Source organism: Synechococcus sp. CBW1006 (genome assembly GCF_015840525.1).
Taxonomy (GTDB): domain Bacteria; phylum Cyanobacteriota; class Cyanobacteriia; order PCC-6307; family Cyanobiaceae; genus CBW1002.
Genome location: NZ_CP060396.1, coordinates 488,099 through 511,248, shown reverse-complemented (window position 1 = coordinate 511,248; position 23,150 = coordinate 488,099). Strand labels below are relative to the sequence as shown.

Here is a 23,150-nt window from a genome sequence, read left to right as displayed (position 1 = left end):
CTGGTCATGAGGACATCGGGCCATGGCCGATGACATCTTTGGAGGCCTGACCCCGAAAGCAAACGTGGCCTGGGATTCGAATTGCGCTCCCTGCCCTGGCGACGGCTCGACTGACCAATGAGTTAGTCGGCCGATCCCGATTAGGAATTTGCTGATTTTAGTGCGCGAATCCTGCCTGATGCCCTCCCGATCACCTAGTGAGTCCTTAAGCCATGGGAGAACCAATTTCAGCAGGCAAGCGCCGAGCTCGTCTGAAAGTCATTAACCCTCGTTCCGCTGGAATTGATGTCGGCAGTAGATTCCACGTTGTTGCTGTTCCTGTCGAGCTTGATCCGAATCCCGTCCGCAAGTTTTCAAGCTTCACAAAGGATCTAATCGCACTCGCCGAATGGCTGCTGGCAGTTGGAATTAGCACCATTGCCATGGAGTCCACTGGAATCTACTGGGTTCCGCTTTACGAGATTCTCTCTGGCAAAGGCATTGACGTCTTTCTTGTTAATGCCAGGCACGCCAAGAATGTTCCGGGCCGCAAGACGGATATCAACGATGCACAATGGCTTCAGCAGCTCCACAGCTACGGCCTGGTGAGAGCAAGCTTTCGTCCAGACCAAAAAATCACAGAACTACGCTCATATCTGCGGCAGCGTGATCAACTTGTTCGATACCGCTCGTCTCATCAGCAACACATCCAGAAGGCGCTGATGCTTATGAATCTTCAGCTTCATCATGTTGTCAGAGATATCAGCGGACTAACCGGTAGGCGAATCATCGATGCCATACTTTCAGGTGAGAGGGACCCCGAAAGACTCGCTTCTCTCCGAGACAGACGCTGCAAGGAGAGCGCGGCAACAATTGCGGCTGCTCTTGAGGGGAACTACCAAGACGATCACTTGTTCTCTTTGAAGATCGCAGTTGAGCTCTTTGACACCTATTCAGAGAAGATCAGGGCCTGCGAGCTTGCGGCACAATCATTGATGACAGAGCTTGCCGGCTCGGACTATCAAGATCCAGGCAGTCAACCTGGGGATTGGAAGATATGCGGACATGGCTTTGCATTTAACCCAACCCACCTAATTCAAGCCTTGTCAGGCCACAATCTTCTAAGGCTTCCGGGATTAGGACCAACAACAGTTCTCACGCTCATTAGTGAGTGTGGGTTGGACATGAAGCGCTGGCCCAGTGCCCAGCATTTTGTGTCATGGCTGGGACTCAGTCCTCAGAACAGGATCTCAGGGGGAAAGGTACTTTCTTCACGAACACGACAGGGCACTACGCGAGCAGGTAGTGCCTTTTGGATGGCTGCCGTACCGCTGGGAAGAACGAATACTGCACTGGGTGCTTTTCAACGTCGTCTGGCAGCACGTGCCGGAAAGAGTAAAGCATTAATTGCTACTGCCCGAAAGCTTGCCATTCTTTACTACAAGACGCTCCGTGATGGTTTGGTATATCAGGATCCCAGTGCTGCCGCATATCAGGAGGAATCAAGGGATCGTCAGATTCGTGGTCTCCAGCGACGCGCCATTGCCCTTGGTTTTCAACTTGTTGCCTCTGCTTGAGGTGTGGTCAGTCAGCCGAGATCCCTGTTGGCCGTTGGTGTTTCTTAGGAAGAAGTCCGCTCGGTTTGACCCGTCCACCTGGGGGCCCAACCGACGACTATGCAACCGCCCTATGACGCCGCTCTGCGGGAAGCCGTCCGCCTGCGGATGAGCCCTCCGAACCTTGAGAGCGTGGCTGAGATCGCCCGCGACACCGGGATCACGGCGCAGACCATCTACAACTGGCGGAGCCAGTGGCAGAAGCAGGGCCAGCTGGTGCCTGCCACGAACCGGCCGCCGGAGCAGTGGAGCGCTGCCGACAAGCTGGCAGCCGTGATCCAGGCCGCAGGACTGAACGGAAGCGAGCTCGGGTCGTTCTGCAGGGAGCGGGGGCTGTACCCCAAGCAGGTTGCCCGTTGGCGCCAGGCCGCCGAGGATGCCAATGGCCCCAGCGCGCCGAGCATGGCTGATCAGCGGGAACTGCAACGCAAGAATCAGGAACTGGTCCGGCGGAATCGCCAGCTGGAGCGTGAATTGCAGAAGAAAGAAAAAGCACTGACAGAAGCGGCGACGTTGTTGATGCTCTCAAAAAAGTTCAACCAGATCTTTCAACCGGACGAGGATCCTTGATTCCGTCTGGCGATCGCGGTGCGATCGTCGCGCTTCTACAGGAAGGCATCAGTCGTGGCCTTTCGGCCAAGGCCATTGCTGATCTTTTCGGCCTGGCGACACGCACGCTGAGGCGATGGGGCTTGATGATTCGGACCCAGGGATTCAGCTGCGATCAACGCAAGGGAGCGTCCAGGCATGTCATGCATCGTTTCAGCGAGGAGGAGCGCCAACAGGTGTTGTCCACTGTCAACGATCCACGCTTTGCCGATCTCACGCCTGGTCAGATCGTGGCGATCCTTGCCGAGGAGGGAGTCTACGTGGGATCGGAGTCAACGATTTACCGCATCATGCGCCAGGAAGGCCTGTTAAATCATCGCGGCAGGAGCCGCCCACCGCGGGAGCCAAGAGAGCCACCCGTGCTGGAGGCAACGGGCATCCATCAAGTGCTGGCCTGGGATATCACCCTGTTGCCGGGGCCTGCGAAGGGTCAGTTCTACTACCTTTATATGGTGATGGATGTGTGGAGCCGGCGCATCCTTGGCGTTGAGGTGCACGATCGTGAATGCGGCGAACTGGCCAAGCACTTCTTTGATCGTGTCTGCCGTGATGAAGGGATCAGCTCAGGGTCGACCACGATCCTGCACGCCGATAACGGAGCACCCATGCGCTCCTACACCTTGGCCGCGAAGCTGGCCGAGCTCGGCATTGCCCTGTCATTCTCGCGGCCGCGGGTGAGCAATGACAACGCCTACGTTGAGTCATGGTTCCGAACCATGAAATATCACCAGAGCTATCCAGTGCGTCGTTTCCGGGATCTTCTCTCAGTGCGTGCCTGGGTCGATGGTTTTGTTGACTGGTACAACGCTGAGCATCGTCACAGCGGCATCAAGTATGTGACGCCCAATCAACGTCACTACGGAGAAGCTGACGCGATCTGCAGAGTCCGTCAGCAGACCTATGAGCAGGCGCGTGCGCAACATCCACGCCGCTGGGCCAGGCCACCTCGCGATTGGGCTCAGCCAACAGTCGTGCGGGTCAACCATCCCAGACCGCAGGACACTGTCGCTGCTTGAAGATCAGAAACCCAGGCCCCAGGGGGTTGTGGTTGGACCGCCCGCAAGAGGCGGGCCGGCCTCAGCCTCCGACCGGGGGCCGGCCGCTCAAGCCTGCGCTCCTGATCAACGCGCGATGACGATCAACATCCGATCTCGAAGCCCATGATCCTCCATCCGGAGTAGGCTTTCTGAGGTACTCAGATCAGTACCCTGAGCGGACATCTTTGCTGATAGGCGCCGCCAATTGTGGCGCTGAATTGAGGGGCATAGGCTTGTTCCAGCTCATCCCATGGCATCAGCCCCTCCAGTTGAACCCAGCGATTCTCGGGATCAAGTGTGCCGCCAAATGGCAGGTGGAACTCCTTGATTGAGATCTGACCGTTATTGTGCCTCCGGTACATCTGGAGCGATCAGGAGTAAAGGCAATCACTGATTGCCTGGTTCACGGCCACTTTAGCGGCTTCTCATGCCTGAGACCAGCTGGGGCGCAATGGATCTGGATTTTTCAGGAGTCCCTCTTTAAGTTCTAAAGCAGCTCAGAATTCACTGGAAAAGGAATTCATGCAACCTTAAAGCGGATAAAATCTCCCTGTTGAGCATTCTAAAAACTCAGATTTTCAGATTGTAATTATATCTTAGATCAACGCCAGGCATCCGGAGTTGACTGCCGCTCGTTCACGGTGCTAAAATGCACGTGTTTAGAAATGCTTAACAATGGCTTCGGTGCTTCCGGGTCACTTGAAATCTACCTTTAAGCAGGTGCGCTCTCTGATCGTTAATGAGAAGAATTTTCCTGAAGCAAGGCGGATCTTGGCCGGAGTTCCTGATGGGGAACTCTACACTCCATATCACGTAGCCATGGCTGCAATTGCTCGATCAGAAAGTGATGCCGCAGTTGCAATGGCTCACCTTGAAAAAGCACTTTCATTAACACCTGAAGACATCAGATTGCTTTCTCGTATTGGTAAGCTGAGGCTTCAAGAAGGTAATAAAGTTTTAGCACAAGAGTACGCGAGCAGGGCTCTTCTACAGAAGCCGACCAAGAAGTCGGATGTAACTGCACTAGCATCATTCTTGCAACAGCTCGGAGATGCTGATAACGCAGCCAAAACTTTACGAGAAGCAGTTCTTCAAAATCCTAACGACACAAAGCTACGCAGGATGCTTGCTATTGCTCAACTTCAGCTAGGACAGCTTGATGAATGCGAACGCAATCTTAATAACTGCTTGAGACTTGATCCGAAGAATCATTATTCACAAATCCTCCTTGGTGAAATTCTCATCGCACAGGGTAATAAAGTGCGTGGTTTGGCGGTGCTTCGTTCAGCAGACAATGATGAATGTCCTTCTAAACTCAAAGAGCGCCTATCAATTGATGCGGCTGAATGCTACATAGATCTTGGTGAATACAGTGCTGCCAAGGATGAACTTACCCGAGTGCAAAGCAGCAACAGTCCTCGCTTTAACTATTGTTGGGGTAAGATTCAATATCAAGACAAAGATTATGAATTTGCATTGTCCAGCTTGATGTCTGCTTCAAAGTCCATTGGACCAGATGGAGACTCGACCGATGCTCCAATTGTAGATCCCTCAAGCCTTACCAAAGAGGATCAGCAGAGCCGCTGTGAGCAGCTGATTCACGATTTGGCAGGAAAACTGGAAAAGTTGAAAACAACTGGATATGGATCATCTCAAAGTGGAGTGAATCAAAGTACTATATTCGATAATAATGACGATGAATTCTAAAGTCCTTTGTACTCCCTAATCTTTCATTCATTATCATGATAGTAGGTGATAGTTGTTTTTACTGTATCAATCCATCAGTACGAACTTCTCCCCTGGTAGAAGGGCAATATCGTTTATATTTTGGTGACCGAACCACTTCGTTTAAGTTGTCCGCATCTGAATGGGATGCCATTCTCAATGCTGATTCAAGTGGTGGTTCGGTCGACTTTCTTTTTTCTAATTGCAAGAACTTTTTTGATACATCTCGCTCTGAGATTAAGCGAGATGAATACATTTCTTGGTTATGTGAAAAAGGAATATTGCTTCCAGTTGATCCTCATCTTTATCCGACAAACTCAAAGACAGACTCATTGTCTTCGAATGGATCTACAAGTTCCTTATATCAAGCTAATGGCTCAAGAACGGATCGCACTAAGGTAACAACATCAAAGGAAGATCGTAAAATATTACTTTTCAGTTTTAATTGGATTACCTCCCGTGGACTGCTAAGACCTCCGAGAGCCTTAATCAGCCTGCAAGCTTGGCTTTTCCCTTTGACAGTAATACTGTTTGTAGGTACTATATACAGTTTTTACTTTGGGGTAAAGCCACTAGCCGTATTATTGTCACAAAGGTCTGATCCACTGACAGGTTTGTCGCGCCTCTTGATCATGTTAATTGTGATTAACTTGATCAGTGTCATGATATCTATTCTTCTGTCATATTCCCTAAATATAGATGATCAAAAGTTATATCTTAGACTAAAATGGGGCTTTTTGCCCAGATTAGCCAAAGAACAAAATAGCAAGGAAATCAAGCAACGAGCAACTAAGCTTGAAGAATTGATATTAGTCGCCCAACCACTGCTAGTACGCTTATATCTTGTTGTTTTTTCAATCCTGTATTTATATATTTATACCCCAATACCTGACACCTCACCTTATTCTCGCCTCAATATCCTAGTTGCAATCATACAAGGCGCATTGGCCAGTATGATTATTTTGCTGATACCAGTACGGAATACTCCAGGCAGAAGACTGCTTGAGTTCTTTGGGGTCATGCCTAAGAACTATCTCAAGATTTCAGTAAAGCGTACTTTTACAACATTCTCTCATCTTTTTAAGGGGCAATTCAGTCAAATATCCTTATCAAAGTCTGATATCAATAGCTTGCTTTTCCTAATTGCTTTATTGATAGCATTTACCATCAAAATGCTTATACTATACAATATTCTTATACCAAACATATCTGCTGAGGTTCCACAGTTTGCCGGTCATTGGACTGCATTAATAGTCCGGATTGCACTAACTGTTTTACTTATCCGCTTTTTATACTTAACATTTTTCACTAAACTTATAGCAAGTCGTACTTCAAAAAAAACTGATGAGTTGTCTATACGTGCTACGCCACAATCATATACATTAGGTACACCTGATGAACCATTGCCAAATCAATCCCTTGGTGCGGCAAATTCATTTCTACATTCTTTGCACTTCGGTATTACAAGTTTTTTTAGCAGCAAATTTTTCCTAGCCTTTATCCTAATTATCATATTCTTGTTTCCATTCAGGGCATCCGTAACAGGTTCTGCAAATGTAACCGAAGGTGAATCTCTTGACATACGTTCTACGGAAACGGCAGTCGTTAAACAAATCTTTCAAGCTGGACCATCATCGATTATCTTTAAAAAGGGAACAAAGATACTTGAAATGTACTCACCAACATTAAGTTCTCAGCTTAGCCAGCAGATGCAACTCATTTCAAAATTGGATTCAGATATTCGAACTCAAAGGACACTTATTCAATCTATACGCACGGGAAGTATTAAACTTGAAGGAGAGAATCGCGATGAAGAACTCCAAAGCGCATATGCAATGGTTCAGAAAGTAAAGTCAAAGATTACATCCCTACAAAATCAGATTAAGATTCAGAATGATCAAATAACCAAATTGAGAGGTTTAACAAAGTCTGGAGCAATCAGCGAATTTCAACTTCAAAACCTATTATCTTCTCAAGAAGCGCTTACAGGCGAATTAGAGGGTGCCAAAAGTGAGTTAACATCTGCTTTGGCAGATGTAACAATCGCGCAGAGAAAACAGAAAATCGATCAAGATGTAAACTCAGAAGAGCAACTATCCAAAGCTCTAGATGAATTGAGTTCAGCCGAAAGTAGCTTGAAAGTTGGCAAAATTGCATTAGAAGCTCTAGAGGCTCGTATCAGTAAGCTCACGCTTGTAATGCCTTTTGACGGAGTTATCAGTTCAAATACTAGAGCATTGTTGAACAGAACTGTAACACCAGGAGAGACAATATTAACCGTGAAAGCCCAGCCGCTAACTCAGACAAATGCCTTGATTCCTGAATATGATCGGGCACGAGTTCGTACTAAGTTGCCTTGTGTCCTGAGACTGTATTCTGTTTCGGATCAGGAATTTAAAGGTACAGTTTCATCTATTAGTCCATCAACAGTTGAGCTTGATGGCCTACAATACGTTGAACTTCAGATACAATTAGATGATAGTCTGCCTACAAATTTTATTGGATCAAAAGGTTATGCCAAAATTGATGTTGGCTATACCTGTATTCTTTTAAATCTCATATCCCCCATTACTAGGTTTATCAACGTTGATCTTTGGTCTCTCCTTCCCTAGCCAAGTAATGACTACCATTCATCGTGCATTACCGCATGCAAGTACGTCGCCAAACCCCATCGACTTTTACCGATTAAACTTTGTTATCAGTGCTCCTAGAGGTGGCGCAATATCATTCAGCAACAGAATGAGTCAGTTGGGGCAGATTGGTCTTCCACATACTCACCTTCCTATAAGAAGCGATTCTAAGCACCTCAAACAAGTTAATTCTATTCTCGATCTTTACAGCATTGATGATGGCTTAATTCGTGCCTTGTCTGGAATTATCTATGGTGGCTTTGAAACCTATCAGCTTGAAGCAGCACATCATGATCTCAGCATGATGTATTCAAGAGATACTTTTGGACAGGTATATCAAAGGCTCTTGGCCAACAGCAGCTGCAATCTGTATGATCCTTCGTTCAGCTTAGCATTATTTCCTGATGAGATTCCGCAGCTAGAATCTCATTATCCAGGTGCGCGCTATATATATCTTTTTAGAGATCCTTATTTTTATGCTTCTTCAATACTGACCACGATTCACGGCTTAGACTCACTTCTGATTTGGTGGTCAATTGCTAAGGAGTTTCATTCCGACATAGCGCTGGATCCACTCATAATGTGGTGCTCAATCAATGAATCACTGCTTGTATCAAAGGACAAGCATCGTACGGCTAGCTCTGTGCACGTAATGCGTCACCCTGAAGCAACTGGTCGTTATTCATTTGAACGGATTAATCAGTTCATCGGTTCAGAATATGCAAGCTATGAGCCACCACTTACTCGCTCTAGTCCTAGTACTTTTGTAACCTCGCTTTTCAAGCGAAGGATGTCCATGAGCACACGACTAAGTAAAATGACTTCTATAGTATCAGGGACTACCATCTCACCGATACAAGATAAAACTTCTTGGTGGCTTGATATCACCTTAGGTGGTGATCCATCGGCAAACTTATCTTACCATTCAAATCCAGGCGAAATAGTACCTGATTACTGGAAACAGATAATGCACAATTCCCAGCTGATTGATCGCTGCGATAAACTATGTAGAGCCCTAAGGTTTACGCCCCTTTCCACAAGGCTGTCTACCAATGAATAGGTATTTCAGGGGTCTAGGGACATCACTCCACAACGGACTAAGGGTTCTCTCTCAGGAGGTTGACTAGTCGCCAATCAAATGTGAGGTCGCTAAGGGTTGTAGTGCTACCCACCTACTTCGACCTCACGCCACATGCATGGTTACGTTAAAGTCCGTCCGAGACAGTGGGGCACCTGCGGCTGCTCCAGAGGAACCTCGATCAGGGCCGTCCACCGTCGTACTCGCTGTTGGCACTTGGATAAGCCTTGGCTGCTCCTACAGGTGGCAGGTCCGCATCCAGTTTTGACGGCCCAGCCGAACCGGCGTATCAACACGGTCACCGCAGCGCGCTGTGGATCTGCGGCACAAGCGTCCACACCTCTTGCAGATCGCCCGACTGCTCGCAGCTTGCTTGACACCCGCGAACGCATTCACTCCCAATGCAGTCGTGTTTGAACCGGTGGCGTTGACCATGTCGGCTGGGATCACAGTGAGTCCTGCCTTGTCGCCAGCCTTGGACCGACCACTGCTCCTGCGTGCAAGGGAGCTCAAGCGTCAGTTGGGGCCTCCTGAGAAAGGGCAAAGCGGCTGCGCCGCAGTGGATCCGAGCAGATTTCAACTGTAGAATGTGCTCAATTCGGCTCGATATCGCCGAAAAGCAGTCCAGAGTTTTCCACATGTATCGGCGCGAGCATCGTCATCAGCTCTCGTTTGAGGATTTCTTCTTGCCGTTTGGCGGCAAACTCTCTGGTGACAATCGCTGGATCAAGCTTGCTGAGCTCATTCCCTGGGATGAGCTGGAGGACGACTACGCGTCCCCCAGTGTCAGCAAACGAACCAGTACGCGCGTACGCCCTCGCGCCCGAAACACCCACGGCCAAGCCAGAGCGCCCTTGCCACTCTGGTCATGAGGACATCGGGCCATGGCCGATGACATCTTTGGAGGCCTGACCCCGAAAGCAAACGTGGCCTGGGATTCGAATTGCGCTCCCTGCCCTGGCGACGGCTCGACTGACCAATGAGTTAGTCGGCCGATCCCGATTAGGAATTTGCTGATTTTAGTGCGCGAATCCTGCCTGATGCCCTCCCGATCACCTAGTGAGTCCTTAGGGTCTCCTGAAAAATCCAGATCCATTGCGCCGCAGCTGGTCTCAAGCATGAGAAACCGCTAAAGTAGCCGTGAATCAGGCAATCCGTGATTGCCTTTACTCCTGATCGCTCAATATGTACCGGAGGCACAATAACGGTCAGATCTCAATCAAGGAGTTCCACCTGCCATTTGGCGGCACACTTGATCCCGAGAATCGCTGGGTTCAACTGGAGGGGCTGATCCCATGGGATGAGCTGGAAGAAACCTATGCCCCTCAATTCAGCGCCACAATTGGCGCTCCAGCCAAATCAGTGAGAATGGCCTTTGGTGCTCTCTACATCAAACAGAAGTTAGGGCTCACCGACGAAGAGACAGTCCATCAGATCAGAGAGAACGCCTATATTCAGTTCTTTCTCGGCTTTGCGGGCTACACAGCTAAGGCACCGTTTGATGCCTCGATGATGGTGCACTTTCGCAAGCGTTTTTCTGACGAGGATCTGCGCCGTATCAACGAGCTGGTGGTGCAGCGCGGCAAAGAGATCCTTCTGGAAGCACTTGCTCAGGCAGCAGACGATGACGACCATGATGATCGTGATTCCAGTGGAGGAGGCGCTCAGCTAGAACTTGATGCGTTGATCAAGCCTGCTGACTGGCCAGAAGGAAAGAATTGGGGCACTCTCACGATTGATGCCAGTTGCACTCCAGCCGACATCACCTATCCCAGAGACCTCAAGCTCCTCAACGAGGCTCGCACAACGACCGAGCGAGTCATTGATGATCTGTGCAGTCAGTCATCGGGATTCAGGAGACATCGACCTCGCTACGACCGTGGCCTTGCTCGTGCTCATTTCCTCAGAGTGGCGAAGCAAAAACGACCACGTCGCCGCAAAGTGAAGGCTGCCACTAAACATCAGCTTGGCTATGTGCGGCAGAATCTCAAGGCCATTGATGCTCTGATCGGCTGCGGGGCAAGGCTTTCCGAGCTTAAGAGGCATTGGTGGCAGAAGTTGTTGGCCTGCAGCGAGTTGGAGCGGCAACAGGGCCTTCTGCTCGCCTCTCAGACCAACAGCATTCCAGACCGCCTAGTGAATCTTGTGCAGACCCATATCCGCCCAATGGTGCGAGGCAAAGCACGTGCTGCGGTGGAGTTTGGAGCCAAAGTCAGTGTTTCGGTTCAAAACGGCTTTCCGTTCCTGCACCGCATAAGCTGGAACCCCTACAACGAAGGAGAAGACCTGATCGCTCAGGCGGAAAAATACAAGCTGGATACAGGATCTTACCCAGAGCGCATCTGCGCCGACCGGATTTATATCACGGCCAAGAATAGGCATTTCTGCACGAGGAACGGTATTCGCCTCTCCGGCAAGCGATTGGGTCGCCCGCCCAAGGATCCTGATGTCACCACTGCACACAAGCACCAGCTCCGATCTGATCAAGCTCGACGCAATGAAGTGGAAGGCGTCTTTGGCTCTGGAAAGCGCAAGTATTCCCTGGATCTGATCATGGCTCGTCTACCAGCTGGTGCCGAATCCTCCATCTCGATGGCCTTTGTCGTGATGTGCGCGGAAAAGGTCTTGAGGCTGCTGCGCCTCTTTTTTGTCCTTCTTTTTGGGTGGATCTACAGCTTTTTTATGGCCTGGTCAGCGATCAGAGCGCCTGAGGGCATCTGCAAGCCATGCTTTTGAGATCTGGCCGACTTGATGTCACCGCGCTTGCCAGCCTGATTAACGCGAAGCAAACGGACGAATCCGGCGCCGATGGGCCGAGAATCTTTTTCAGGAGTCCCTCCTTAAGCCATGGGAGAACCAATTTCAGCAGGCAAGCGCCGAGCTCGTCTGAAAGTCATTAACCCTCGTTCCGCTGGAATTGATGTCGGCAGTAGATTCCACGATGTTGCTGTTCCTGTCGAGCTTGATCCGAATCCCGTCCGCAAGTTTTCAAGCTTCACAAAGGATCTAATCGCACTCGCCGAATGGCTGCTGGCAGTTGGAATTAGCACCATTGCCATGGAGTCCACTGGAATCTACTGGGTTCCGCTTTACGAGATTCTCTCTGGCAAAGGCATTGACGTCTTTCTTGTTAATGCCAGGCACGCCAAGAATGTTCCGGGCCGCAAGACGGATATCAACGATGCACAATGGCTTCAGCAGCTCCACTGAGGTGGGTGCCTTTTATTGGACAGTTCCGGCCCCTGACATCGTTAACCCAGGACGGGTGGAACATGGTTCGGCCTCAGTGTAGACCGCGTGGGGAGTTTTGCCTCCAAGGGAACTGTGAGGTCTTACATGGCAATACCGCCACAGGAAGCGGGCCAGGCTGATTTCAGCGTCCCAGCCATCGCTGTATGCCCGTAGGTAGACCTCCTCGTACTTGACAGTCCTCCACAGCCGTTCAACAAGGATGTTGTCGTAGCACCGCTTTCTGCCGGACCAGCTGATCTGGATCCGCTCCCCTTTGAGTCTGGCCACAAAGTCAGCGGACGTGAACTGACAGCCTTGATCGGAGTGGAAGATCTCTGGCCTACGGCCGCCTCCCAAGGCCATCTCCAGGGCCTCCAGACAGAACTTCGTGTCAAGGCTGTTGGAGAGCCTCCAGCTGAGCACATGCCTGGAATGGAGATCCATGATCGCCACCAGATAGAGGAACCCTTTCTGCAGAGGGATGTAGGTGATGTCGGTCGCCCAGACCTGATCCACCGACGTGACCTGCGTGAGGTCCACCAGGCAGGGGAACCGCACGGACGGATCACCTGGAACCGTCGTCCGGGGCTTCTGGTAGATCGCCCGTAATCCCATGCGCCGCATGAGGTTTCGCACTCGATCTCGGCTGATCGGGATACCATCTTGGGCCAGATAGTCCACCATCCGGCGGCTGCCGCTGCAGGGATCCTCCAGGTAGAGAGCATCGATCCTGGCCATGATCCGCAGCGTCGATACACGGACCGGTGTCGGCCGGTAGTACAGCGTGGATCGAGGCAGCCCCAGCAGCGCACACTGCCTGCTGATGCTGAGCTCGGGGTGGTCGTGATCGACCAGCTTGCGCAGTTCACGGGCATCAGAGCAGTTGAGACTTTTTTTTGAGCCACTCCAGCTCCATCTGCAGCCGTCCGATCTGCTGGAACAGCTCCGCCTCCTTGGCCTGCCCCTCCTCCTTGTCCTTGGTCTTCTTGCCTCGGGTGAAGAGCTCGCTGGCACCGTCCAGGAGCTGCCGCTTCCACTGGCTCACCTGGATCGGGTGGATGGCGTGGTCGGCGGCGATCTCCTGGATCGTCTTGCGGCCACTGATCGCCTCCATGGCGACCCTGGCCTTGAACTCGGGGCTGTGGGTGCGGCGCTTGCTCATCGGTGGGAGCCCCTTTCAGGGGCGGTACCCCGCCTCAGAGGTTAACGATGGGGCCTGTCCAGAAAAGGCAGACCACCTCACACAGCTACGGCCTGGTGAGAGCAAGCTTTCGTCCAGACCAAAAAATCACAGAACTACGCTCATATCTGCGGCAGCGTGATCAACTTGTTCGATACCGCTCGTCTCATCAGCAACACATCCAGAAGGCGCTGATGCTTATGAATCTTCAGCTTCATCATGTTGTCAGAGATATCAGCGGACTAACCGGTAGGCGAATCATCGATGCCATACTTTCAGGTGAGAGGGACCCCGAAAGACTCGCTTCTCTCCGAGACAGACGCTGCAAGGAGAGCGCGGCAACAATTGCGGCTGCTCTTGAGGGGAACTACCAAGACGATCACTTGTTCTCTTTGAAGATCGCAGTTGAGCTCTTTGACACCTATTCAGAGAAGATCAGGGCCTGCGAGCTTGCGGCACAATCATTGATGACAGAGCTTGCCGGCTCGGACTATCAAGATCCAGGCAGTCAACCTGGGGATTGGAAGATATGCGGACATGGCTTTGCATTTAACCCAACCCACCTAATTCAAGCCTTGTCAGGCCACAATCTTCTAAGGCTTCCGGGATTAGGACCAACAACAGTTCTCACGCTCATTAGTGAGTGTGGGTTGGACATGAAGCGCTGGCCCAGTGCCCAGCATTTTGTGTCATGGCTGGGACTCAGTCCTCAGAACAGGATCTCAGGGGGAAAGGTACTTTCTTCACGAACACGACAGGGCACTACGCGAGCAGGTAGTGCCTTTTGGATGGCTGCCGTACCGCTGGGAAGAACGAATACTGCACTGGGTGCTTTTCAACGTCGTCTGGCAGCACGTGCCGGAAAGAGTAAAGCATTAATTGCTACTGCCCGAAAGCTTGCCATTCTTTACTACAAGACGCTCCGTGATGGTTTGGTATATCAGGATCCCGGTGCTGCCGCATATCAGGAGGAATCAAGGGATCGTCAGATTCGTGGTCTCCAGCGACGCGCCATTGCCCTTGGTTTTCAACTTGTTGCCTCTGCTTGAGGTGTGGTCAGTCAGCCGAGATCCCTGTTGGCCGTTGGTGTTTCTTAGGAAGAAGTCCGCTCGGTTTGACCCGTCCACCTGGGGGCCCAACCGACGACTATGCAACCGCCCTATGACGCCGCTCTGCGGGAAGCCGTCCGCCTGCGGATGAGCCCTCCGAACCGTGAGAGCGTGGCTGAGATCGCCCGCGACACCGGGATCACGGCGCAGACCATCTACAACTGGCGGAGCCAGTGGCAGAAGCAGGGCCAGCTGGTGCCTGCCACGAACCGGCCGCCGGAGCAGTGGAGCGCTGCCGACAAGCTGGCAGCCGTGATCCAGGCCGCAGGACTGAACGGAGCCGAGCTCGGGTCGTTCTGCAGGGAGCGGGGGCTGTATCCCAAGCAGGTTGCCCGTTGGCGCCAGGCCGCCGAGGATGCCAATGGCCCCAGCGCGCCGAGCATGGCTGATCAGCGGGAACTGCAACGCAAGAATCAGGAACTGGTCCGGCGGAATCGCCAGCTGGAGCGTGAATTGCAGAAGAAAGAAAAAGCACTGACAGAAGCGGCGACGTTGTTGATGCTCTCAAAAAAGTTCAACCAGATCTTTCAACCGGACGAGGATCCTTGATTCCGTCTGGCGATCGCGGTGCGATCGTCGCGCTTCTGGAGGAGGGCATCAGTCGTGGCGTTTCGGCCAAGGCCATTGCTGATCTTTTCGGCCTGGCGACACGCACGCTGAGGCGATGGGGCTTGATGATTCGGACCCAGGGATTCAGCTGCGATCAACGCAAGGGAGCGTCCAGGCATGTCATGCATCGTTTCAGCGAGGAGGAGCGCCAACAGGTGTTGTCCACTGTCAACGATCCACGCTTTGCCGATCTCACGCCTGGTCAGATCGTGGCGATCCTTGCCGAGGAGGGAGTCTACGTGGGATCGGAGTCAACGATTTACCGCATCATGCGCCAGGAAGGCCTGTTAAATCATCGCGGCAGGAGCCGCCCACCGCGGGAGCCAAGAGAGCCACCCGTGCTGGAGGCAACGGGCATCCATCAAGTGCTGGCCTGGGATATCACCCTGTTGCCGGGGCCTGCGAAGGGTCAGTTCTACTACCTTTATATGGTGATGGATGTGTGGAGCCGGCGCATCCTTGGCGTTGAGGTGCACGATCGTGAATGCGGCGAACTGGCCAAGCACTTCTTTGATCGTGTCTGCCGTGATGAAGGGATCAGCTCAGGGTCGACCACGATCCTGCACGCCGATAACGGAGCACCCATGCGCTCCTACACCTTGGCCGCGAAGCTGGCCGAGCTCGGCATTGCCCTGTCATTCTCGCGGCCGCGGGTGAGCAATGACAACGCCTACGTTGAGTCATGGTTCCGAACCATGAAATATCACCAGAGCTATCCAGTGCGTCGTTTCCGGGATCTTCTCTCAGTGCGTGCCTGGGTCGATGGTTTTGTTGACTGGTACAACGCTGAGCATCGTCACAGCGGCATCAAGTATGTGACGCCCAATCAACGTCACTACGGAGAAGCTGACGCGATCTGCAGAGTCCGTCAGCAGACCTATGAGCAGGCGCGTGCGCAACATCCACGCCGCTGGGCCAGGCCACCTCGCGATTGGGCTCAGCCAACAGTCGTGCGGGTCAACCATCCCAGACCGCAGGACACTGTCGCTGCTTGAAGATCAGAAACCCAGGCCCCAGGGGGTTGTGGTTGGACCGCCCGCAAGAGGCGGGCCGGCCTCAGCCTCCGACCGGGGGCCGGCCGCTCAAGCCTGCGCTCCTGATCAACGCGCGATGACGATCAACATCCGATCTCGAAGCCCATGATCCTCCATCCGGAGTAGGCTTTCGAAGGTGCTCAGATCAGTACCCCGAGCGGACATCTTTGCTGATAGGCGCCGGTGCAGTCATGCCTACATCAGAAAGGTGATGACACGGATCAGACAGAGGCACCGCCACAAAGAATTCCCAGCCTTCATGGGGCAGATCAAGAAGTCAGTCCCCGTGGATCTGGATGTCCACATCATAAGAGACAACGACTGTGCTCAGACGAACATCGGTGGTCTTGTGTGCATAGCCAAGTGGACCCACTTCCACATGCATTCCACAACCACCAATGCCACCTAGCAGAGTCCCATGAAGCACTGGTACTAGAGCATCACACAACCCGCCATTCGCGGAGCGGGGAGGCTTTCCCACGTCAAGGAGGTGATCACCATAGGAGTCTGTGGCTCTCTGGGCCAGTGCTCAGGAATCTCGATGCATTGGTGGGACATCGAAACAAACGGCGTGCGTTTCTGATCACTGGAACCTATCGTAACTAGGGAAGGTCTGGACAACCTCCTGTCGAGAAATCGGCTGGAAGCCAGGGACATGAGTCTCGGTCTCTGCATTAGGGGATTTGCCCGGTTATCCAGACCCTCCCTAGAATCGCTTGAGCAGCAAGCGGCTTCAGATCCGGCGGGTCGACACCATCGTAATGAGCTGAAAATGGCTGCCCCCCGGACGGCCACTGCGATTGCCTCTGCCGCATCAGCCGACTTTACGGTCTCGGTCGGCTCCGCAGCCATTACATCCACCTCCTGGGCAGCTGCCTCTCTGTAAATAGCCCCCATAGCCTCATGCTATCGGTGCCATGCCGCTACCACAGACGTGCTGCTGCCACATCTGCTGTAGCATCCATCACTATGCGGGCCTAGCGTACCTTCGTCAGGAAGAGCTGTTTGTACCTCACCACCTCCGGAAGCTCGCTAATATGGCTAGTGTTGTCAATACGGGGATCCTGCTAGACATCTGAGATCTCGACCTAGCGCATCAAGGCGTTGTTCTCTTTCTTCATAAGTGTACATATGAAAAACTCCAACCAGGTTTTCGTTACGATTCGCCCAATTGGAGATTGGCTTAAAGCCTGTGAGAAGGTAGTGGCAGCAGGAGCGTCTATATGCTTTGAAAGTTTTGGTTTTGAACACCAGCTCGAGGAGATCTGGAAGCAATATCTCACTAGATTCAGAACTGGCATTTCTGCTGTGTCCTGCAACAGTTTTGAAACTGCTAAAGTGTTGCAGGAGCTGACTCGGGAGCTAGAAGTACCGTCTAGCAGTCCGCTGCGGGCAATCATCCCATGGCACCGAATCAGTAGAGAACAAGCCATAGAGCTCAAAAGCATGAATCCAATCCCGAGGATTGGTTCCATTCAGGAAGTAGAACAATATGCCAGGTTTCCATGGGAACAACAGAACGATCCTTGCGCGATCCTCGAGGGCTACGAGTCGGGAGGATTATGCGGACGCGATTCTCAGTACATTCTGTTTCAGAAGGCTCTAGGCTGTCTTCAAGACTGCAGGTTAATTGCAGCCGGCCCAGTAGGGCTTCTTTCATTCTCTGCCCTCAAAAGCCAAGGGATCCGTTCTATCATACTCGACGAACAGATCCTGCTTCTTCAAGATAGCTATCTCCCGCAGCGCACTAAGCTTGCCCTTAGCAGGGTGAACGGCAGACAGTCTATTGTCATCCGATCAGCCGAGGACGATACAGTAGAAGTCAGATGCATTATCAAACCCGGGAAGGAGTCTTCAGAACACTTCTTTGGAAGCAGAGTAGAGACTTCTCGGCTAAAGGAAATTGCGACCTGGAGTAGCGAGGGGACATTCCCCGTTGGAGAGGGAATTGATCTTGCGAAAGACTACTCTTCCGAATGCCTAACCATTGGCAGAGTTATTTCTTCTTACCGAACGATCACACAAAATAGGCATTCGTCTCAGCTTCAGGCTAATTCCATTGCTGAGCAGTTTGGCGTAGAGTATCCAGTCATTCAAGGCCCGATGTCTCGGGTGAGTGATAATGCCGAGTTTGCTTCTAGCGTCGCGAAGGGAGGTGCTCTGCCGACAATAGCCGCCGCTATGTTGACAGACCAAGCACTGGAGGAGATTCTGATCAAGACAGCAGAGTTGATTCCAGGAATGCCCTGGGGAGTTGGCCTGCTTGGGTTTATTGATTCTACTCATTTACAGTCTCAGATTGCTGTCCTAAAACGATCTAGAGCCAGCTTTTGCATCCTGGCCGGTGGAACACCAGCACAAGCAAAGGAGATCGCCACCAATGGCCTTCGTGTTTTCATTCATGCGCCAACACCTGAATTGCTGGAGCTGTTCATCAAGGAGGGATGGAGAGACTTTATTCTTGAAGGGCGAGAGTGTGGAGGACACATCGGTCCACTCAGCTCACTAAATCTTTGGGAACGATCCATCAAAGCTGTCCTTAAGCAGAGTGTGGTCGTAAGGCGAGAAGTGTGTCTAGTCCTTGCAGGTGGTATCCATGATCAGACCTCGGCAGCTTTTGCTGCCTACATGTTAGACGACTTGGTGAAGGCAGGTACAAACTATGGGTTGCTGGTTGGCTCCGCTTATCTGGCAACTCGAGAGATAATTGAGGATAGGGCCATCACTAGTACATACCAGAAGGTTTCACTAGAATGCGCCAGAACTGTGTTTCTCGAAACATCTCCGGGGCATCAGAGCAGATGTGCTGATACTGCTTTTTCACGCGAGTTTAATGCTATACGTGATGAGCTGATAAGAGCTCAGGTGCCCGTCAGAGAAATCTCTAATCAGCTGGACCGGCTGATCCTTGGTCGCCTGAGACTTGCATCCAAGGGCTTACAAAGAGGCGAAGGTGGCCTTGTCCAGGTTACCGACCAAGCTCAACGTGAACTTGGCATGTACATGCTGGGCGAAGCTGTGTGCTTAATTAACGGCCAGACCACAATACGCCAGCTACATGAGAGTATTAAAGCTGGATTGGAAGCCCCAAGCGGAAACCCTCAACAGCAACATGTCACGCAGACTTCTCGCTATCAGACAGAAAGTGCAAACAGAGGCAAGTTAGACATAGCAATCATTGGCATGTCTTGCAGGCTGCCCGGTGCAAACAGTCCACAGCAGTTCTGGGACTTAGTAATGCGCGCAAAATGCCAGATTCAAGAGATCCCAGAGAACAGGTGGTCTATTGAGGACTTTTATTCAGCTGACCCCAAAGTGCCTAATAGAGTCCATTCCAAGTGGGGTGGCTTCTTGGATGCAGTTCGATTTGATCCGATAGAGTTTGGGATACCACCACAATCACTCTCCTCAATCGATCCAGCGCAACTTTTGGCGCTTGTCTGCGTCAAGGACGCTCTTCAAGATGCTGGATATTCAAAGGATAGCTTATACGATCGTGAATCTACCTGCGTTGTTTTGGGATATAGTGGTGGCCTCGGCGAGCTTGGACAGGGATATGTAATGCAAGCAGAGCTAGCACCACTATTAACTGGCCATCCCGATATCGAAAGACAGTTACCAGCTTGGACTAGCGACAGCTTTGCCGGCATTCTACCAAATGTGTCGGCCGGAAGAGTAGCGAACAGATTTGATTTTGGCGGCACCAATTGCGCCGTGGACGCTGCATGTGCGTCATCACTTGCCGCCTTGGATATAGCTATTAATAAGCTCAGGCAAGGGGACGCGAGCATGGCAGTTGTAGGAGCAATTGATACGCTTCAGTCTCCGTTTGCTTATTTTTGTTTTTCAGAGACTCACGCACTTTCGCCAACCGGTCAAGCCAAGTCGTTCACCAATGAAGCCGATGGAATCGTGCTAGGTGAGGGCGCAGGGATTCTGATCCTAAAGAGACTTGAAGATGCGGAAGCAGATGGAGACACAATCCACGCTGTGATCAAAGGTATTGGTAGTTCCAGTGATGGCCGTTGTAGAACAATGACCGCGCCGTCACATCAAGGACAAGTCCAAGCTTTTGCAAGGGCATACTCAGATGCCGGAGTGGATCCAGCGACGCTTGGCTACTATGAAGCTCATGGGACCGGCACTCCTGTTGGAGATCGTTCAGAGATCAGAGCTTTGACTACATTCTTAGAAGCTCAGAAAAGCCCTAATACATACTGCGCAGTGGGCTCAGTAAAAACCCTGATCGGCCATACGAAAAGTACTGCCGGATTAGCCGGTCTTCTCAAGGCCACCTTGGCTTTAAAGCATAAGTCTATTCCATTACATAGCAGAACTGAAGAACAAATTGACGAAGTGATAAGTTCTTCAGCCGTTTATCTACCTACTGGCAGTCTTCCCTGGCTTAAGAATGATCAGCGCACGCCCAGAACGGCTGGAGTAAGCGCATTTGGATTTGGGGGAACAAATTTCCATGCTGTACTGCAGGAGTACGTCCCACAACCAGTTATCAACAATGATGTAACAGACCTTTCGCCACAACTGCCGTCTGGCTACAGGCTTTTGTATTTCAAGGCAAAGCAGGGATGCCTTTCTGAATGCATCAGGTTGGCACTTGCACAAGCGCTGGAAGTCGAAAGAGAGTGCGCAGTCAATGGGTGTTTGACATCTGTCAACCAACTAATAGCCGACACAATCACCTGCCACGACATATGCACTCATCAGCATGGATGTACTGATGACTTTGCGATTGTCTTAGCCGATCTCAGCGCGGCTGACATTGGCCAGAAGCTGGCTATTGTTTCTGAACTGCTTAATAAAACCACTCGCTACACAGATGCCATGAGGCAGTGGCTGGTATGTCAGTCGAAAACAGCAGACTTACAAATTGAGTTCAAGCAGGCCAGACAGACAGCACTTTTGTTTCCAGGGCAGGGCTCAGATTATCCTGGGATGGGATCAACATGCATGGTGGCTACCCAACTCCGCTCGCATGAGCTCTTGCTCCAACTAATACCTGACAAACCTACACTAACAGATGTATTGAGTCGATATCTGTTTAGCAGATCTGAAAAGAGCATTGCTCCGCCTCCTGAGCTGAAACAGTCATTGCTAGCCATCACAGAGATGGCCTACCTAGAAATTCTGAACTATTTGGAGATTCCTTGGTCAATAGCACTTGGCCATAGCCTCGGTGACTTTGTCAGCCTATTTGCGACAGGGTGGATGACAGACAGTGAGTTAGTTGACTTACTTCGGGCTCGAGGTGAAGCCGTCAGCACTTACAGTGATGATGGCTATGGCATGCTGATTCTCTTTTGTTCCATTGACCAAGGAAAGGAACTATTGAAGAATGTGGCGGAACATTCACTTACGTTAGCAAATATCAATTCTCCATCACAGATCGTTTTATCTGGCCTGCTATCTGATATCGAACGCGTAGAAGCAGCGTGCATGATGAACGGAGTCTCATCACAGCGGATGCAGGCAAAGCAGCCATTTCATTCCATCCTTATGCAAGAGTGTAACAATAGATTCATCAATAGCCTGAGTATCCTTAATTTACGGACGGGTCGATCACATTCTCACAGTGCCATTCTCAGTACATCCCCTGAGTCAGGCCCGGTGAGTGAAAGCAATATTGATAAGCTTATTACTGATCACATGACTTCAAGCGTCGACTTTATCGAGTCTGTGAAGCAGGCAGAGAGACTTGGCTGTACCTTGTATATCGAAGTTGGGCCAAAAAAGGTCTTGTCTAAATTGGTGCAGTCATCACTCAGTTCGACTGGTTCTGTAGCGTTTTCGCTAGATGGTCCGCAAGGAACAGACTCATTCGTCGGTTCAATCATGCGCCTTGGGAGTTATGGTGTTACGTTAACTTGGTCAAGGCTAGATCAGATGCTGCGACATACAGGTTCGGGGTATCAAGCCCAGCAGAAGCGTATTCGCAGAGAACCTGGACTCAGTTATTTCATTAATGGAGCTAGTTCGTGGCAGTCGGGACATAGAGTTCAAAAAAGTGCCCAACACAATGTTCACCATACCTTCTCGACGACAGGCAAGTCAACTAATCAGAACATCCCCGAGCCTAATTCAGCGGATACAGCTCTGCTAGAATCTGTCCAATTGCATCCGCACCGCAACGAAATCTTACCCATGAACGAGCTCAACCTCTCCAACCAGTCGAATCCTCCGAACGAAGTTAGCAGCCTTCGCCTAGAAGCTTTTCGCACCTATCATGAAACGCTTCGGATGATGATAGATTCACAAACTCAAGTCTTTTCAGCATATCTGAATCAATCTGGTGATAATCCTGCATCCCTTGCTAGTCCCCCTTTGATAGTGACGAGCTCGCCTCTGTCCGAATCTCCTACTTCATTGAGTTCGGATTCGCCTGAAGCACAGACAATAGTCCGCAATAGTGCTTCGACTATTCTACCCAATGTCCAACAACAGCAATCTCAATCTCCCGCACCTTCATCGCATGCCCATGGCAATGTGGCGATGATCGATACCTTGGTTCCAGCTCCATCTACTCCAGTACAAAGTACTTTTGACAGTCAAGCGACTGAGCCCACTTCTCTCTTAGCCTCAAATGGAGATGCTCTAACAGATAGGAAGTCAAGGCAAGGACTGGTACAACTTGATACCGGATCCATCTTGTCACAGCTCACTTCTATCTTATCTGAGAAGAGTGGTTACCCTGTTGAACTACTTGATCCAGACCAAGACCTAGAATCTGACCTTGGAATCGATTCCATCAAGAGAATTGAAGTCATGGGTGGCTTCATGGCAACATTGTCAGATATTGCCCCTGAAACGATTCTGAGCATCCAGACTGGCACTCGAGATCTTAGAAGTCTAAAAGAAGTGTCCCAGTACATTTCTTCAGCTCTTAGTGCAGGTACAAGTATTGATCTTGCTGCAGAGGAATTTCAGCCGGGAAAGTAACAAGCGGGAGAGATGAATTAATAAGACATCAGCTTTCCCACTTCCAAAGTGTCTCGTATCGTCTATCAACCCCGAGGTCTGGCCAATGCCTTGGGAAGAAGACGCGTCCGTATGTCATCTTTTGTCCGGAGGACAAGCAGGGCTTTTATTCTGAGTTATTTAATGGGGCTCCTAATGTTCAGTTCTACGCATCATCGATAGACTCTTCATCTAAGGAGCCCCTCTCTGAGCTTCTGCTCAATGCTCTTCAAGTATTTGGTGAGTCTAAGCCAGATAGTCAAGATGGCATCACTGTTGTAGTACATTTAGATGCCTTTGGACAAAAGCTGGACAGTCTAGCGGAGTTCTCTCCAAGTGAT

Annotated in this window: 16 protein-coding genes; 12 read left to right on the top strand and 4 right to left on the bottom strand. The window is 51.0% G+C overall.

Annotation, left to right across the window (positions count from 1 at the left end):
- The first annotated feature begins 212 nt into the window (after nucleotides 1–212).
- The 3 genes from H8F26_RS02390 (at nucleotide 213) to H8F26_RS02380 (ending at nucleotide 3,220) form a co-directional block, all read left to right on the top strand.
- On the top strand, nucleotides 213–1,556 hold the full coding sequence (locus H8F26_RS02390) for an IS110 family transposase (protein ID WP_231605419.1): 1,344 nt from the start codon (nucleotides 213–215) through the stop codon (nucleotides 1,554–1,556).
- 99 nt (nucleotides 1,557–1,655) lie between these two features.
- Nucleotides 1,656–2,165 (top strand): transposase, encoded by a 510-nt coding sequence (locus H8F26_RS02385; RefSeq protein WP_197157219.1) that lies wholly within the window; start codon nucleotides 1,656–1,658, stop codon nucleotides 2,163–2,165.
- Nucleotides 2,162–3,220: an IS3 family transposase gene (locus H8F26_RS02380; protein ID WP_197157217.1), complete on the top strand. Its 1,059-nt coding sequence runs from the start codon at nucleotides 2,162–2,164 to the stop codon at nucleotides 3,218–3,220. The genes H8F26_RS02385 and H8F26_RS02380 overlap by 4 nt, the downstream gene beginning before the upstream one ends.
- A 179-nt stretch (nucleotides 3,221–3,399) precedes the next feature.
- Here H8F26_RS02380 and H8F26_RS02375 read toward each other — a convergent pair whose 3' ends face one another.
- Complete coding sequence (locus H8F26_RS02375; protein WP_197157215.1) at nucleotides 3,400–3,603, bottom strand: hypothetical protein; 204 nt, start codon at nucleotides 3,601–3,603, stop codon at nucleotides 3,400–3,402.
- A gap of 313 nt (nucleotides 3,604–3,916) precedes the next feature.
- On the opposite strand from H8F26_RS02375, the gene H8F26_RS02370 reads away from it, so the two are divergent.
- The 3 genes from H8F26_RS02370 (at nucleotide 3,917) to H8F26_RS02360 (ending at nucleotide 8,656) form a co-directional block, all read left to right on the top strand.
- On the top strand, nucleotides 3,917–4,948 hold the full coding sequence (locus H8F26_RS02370; RefSeq protein ID WP_197157213.1) for a lipopolysaccharide assembly protein LapB: 1,032 nt from the start codon (nucleotides 3,917–3,919) through the stop codon (nucleotides 4,946–4,948).
- Nucleotides 4,949–5,094: 146 nt separating this feature from the next.
- Nucleotides 5,095–7,578, top strand: coding sequence for an HlyD family secretion protein (locus H8F26_RS02365; protein ID WP_197157211.1), 2,484 nt, complete (start codon nucleotides 5,095–5,097; stop codon nucleotides 7,576–7,578).
- A gap of 7 nt (nucleotides 7,579–7,585) precedes the next feature.
- Entirely contained in the window at nucleotides 7,586–8,656 is a 1,071-nt protein-coding gene (locus H8F26_RS02360; RefSeq protein ID WP_197157209.1) for a hypothetical protein, read from the top strand.
- 611 nt (nucleotides 8,657–9,267) lie between these two features.
- Here H8F26_RS02360 and H8F26_RS02355 read toward each other — a convergent pair.
- Nucleotides 9,268–9,516 (bottom strand): hypothetical protein, encoded by a 249-nt coding sequence (locus H8F26_RS02355; protein WP_197157207.1) that lies wholly within the window; start codon nucleotides 9,514–9,516, stop codon nucleotides 9,268–9,270.
- Between the two features lie 343 nt (nucleotides 9,517–9,859).
- Between H8F26_RS02355 and H8F26_RS02350 the strand changes: the two genes are divergently transcribed.
- Nucleotides 9,860–11,410, top strand: coding sequence for an IS5 family transposase (locus H8F26_RS02350; RefSeq protein WP_197157205.1), 1,551 nt, complete (start codon nucleotides 9,860–9,862; stop codon nucleotides 11,408–11,410).
- A 111-nt stretch (nucleotides 11,411–11,521) separates the two neighbouring features.
- Complete coding sequence (locus tag H8F26_RS02345) at nucleotides 11,522–11,884, top strand: transposase (protein WP_231605418.1); 363 nt, start codon at nucleotides 11,522–11,524, stop codon at nucleotides 11,882–11,884.
- A 12-nt stretch (nucleotides 11,885–11,896) separates the two neighbouring features.
- Here H8F26_RS02345 and H8F26_RS02340 read toward each other — a convergent pair whose 3' ends face one another.
- Together H8F26_RS02340 and H8F26_RS19135 are read right to left on the bottom strand one after the other, a co-directional pair.
- On the bottom strand, nucleotides 11,897–12,730 hold the full coding sequence (locus tag H8F26_RS02340; protein ID WP_231598221.1) for an IS3 family transposase: 834 nt from the start codon (nucleotides 12,728–12,730) through the stop codon (nucleotides 11,897–11,899).
- 49 nt (nucleotides 12,731–12,779) lie between these two features.
- On the bottom strand, nucleotides 12,780–13,067 hold the full coding sequence (locus tag H8F26_RS19135) for a transposase (RefSeq protein ID WP_231597691.1): 288 nt from the start codon (nucleotides 13,065–13,067) through the stop codon (nucleotides 12,780–12,782).
- Nucleotides 13,068–13,114: 47 nt separating this feature from the next.
- Between H8F26_RS19135 and H8F26_RS02335 the strand changes: the two genes are divergently transcribed.
- The 4 genes from H8F26_RS02335 (at nucleotide 13,115) to H8F26_RS02325 (ending at nucleotide 22,791) form a co-directional block, all read left to right on the top strand.
- Complete coding sequence (locus H8F26_RS02335; RefSeq protein WP_231605417.1) at nucleotides 13,115–14,134, top strand: IS110 family transposase; 1,020 nt, start codon at nucleotides 13,115–13,117, stop codon at nucleotides 14,132–14,134.
- Nucleotides 14,135–14,233: 99 nt separating this feature from the next.
- The gene (locus H8F26_RS19130; RefSeq protein WP_231605203.1) at nucleotides 14,234–14,743 is read left to right on the top strand and encodes a transposase; all 510 of its coding nucleotides are present in this window, start codon (nucleotides 14,234–14,236) and stop codon (nucleotides 14,741–14,743) included.
- Complete coding sequence (locus H8F26_RS02330; RefSeq protein ID WP_231605202.1) at nucleotides 14,740–15,798, top strand: IS3 family transposase; 1,059 nt, start codon at nucleotides 14,740–14,742, stop codon at nucleotides 15,796–15,798. The genes H8F26_RS19130 and H8F26_RS02330 overlap by 4 nt, the downstream gene beginning before the upstream one ends.
- Nucleotides 15,799–16,968: 1,170 nt before the next feature.
- Nucleotides 16,969–22,791 (top strand): polyketide synthase, encoded by a 5,823-nt coding sequence (locus H8F26_RS02325; protein ID WP_197157204.1) that lies wholly within the window; start codon nucleotides 16,969–16,971, stop codon nucleotides 22,789–22,791.
- Nucleotides 22,792–23,150: the final 359 nt, after the last annotated feature.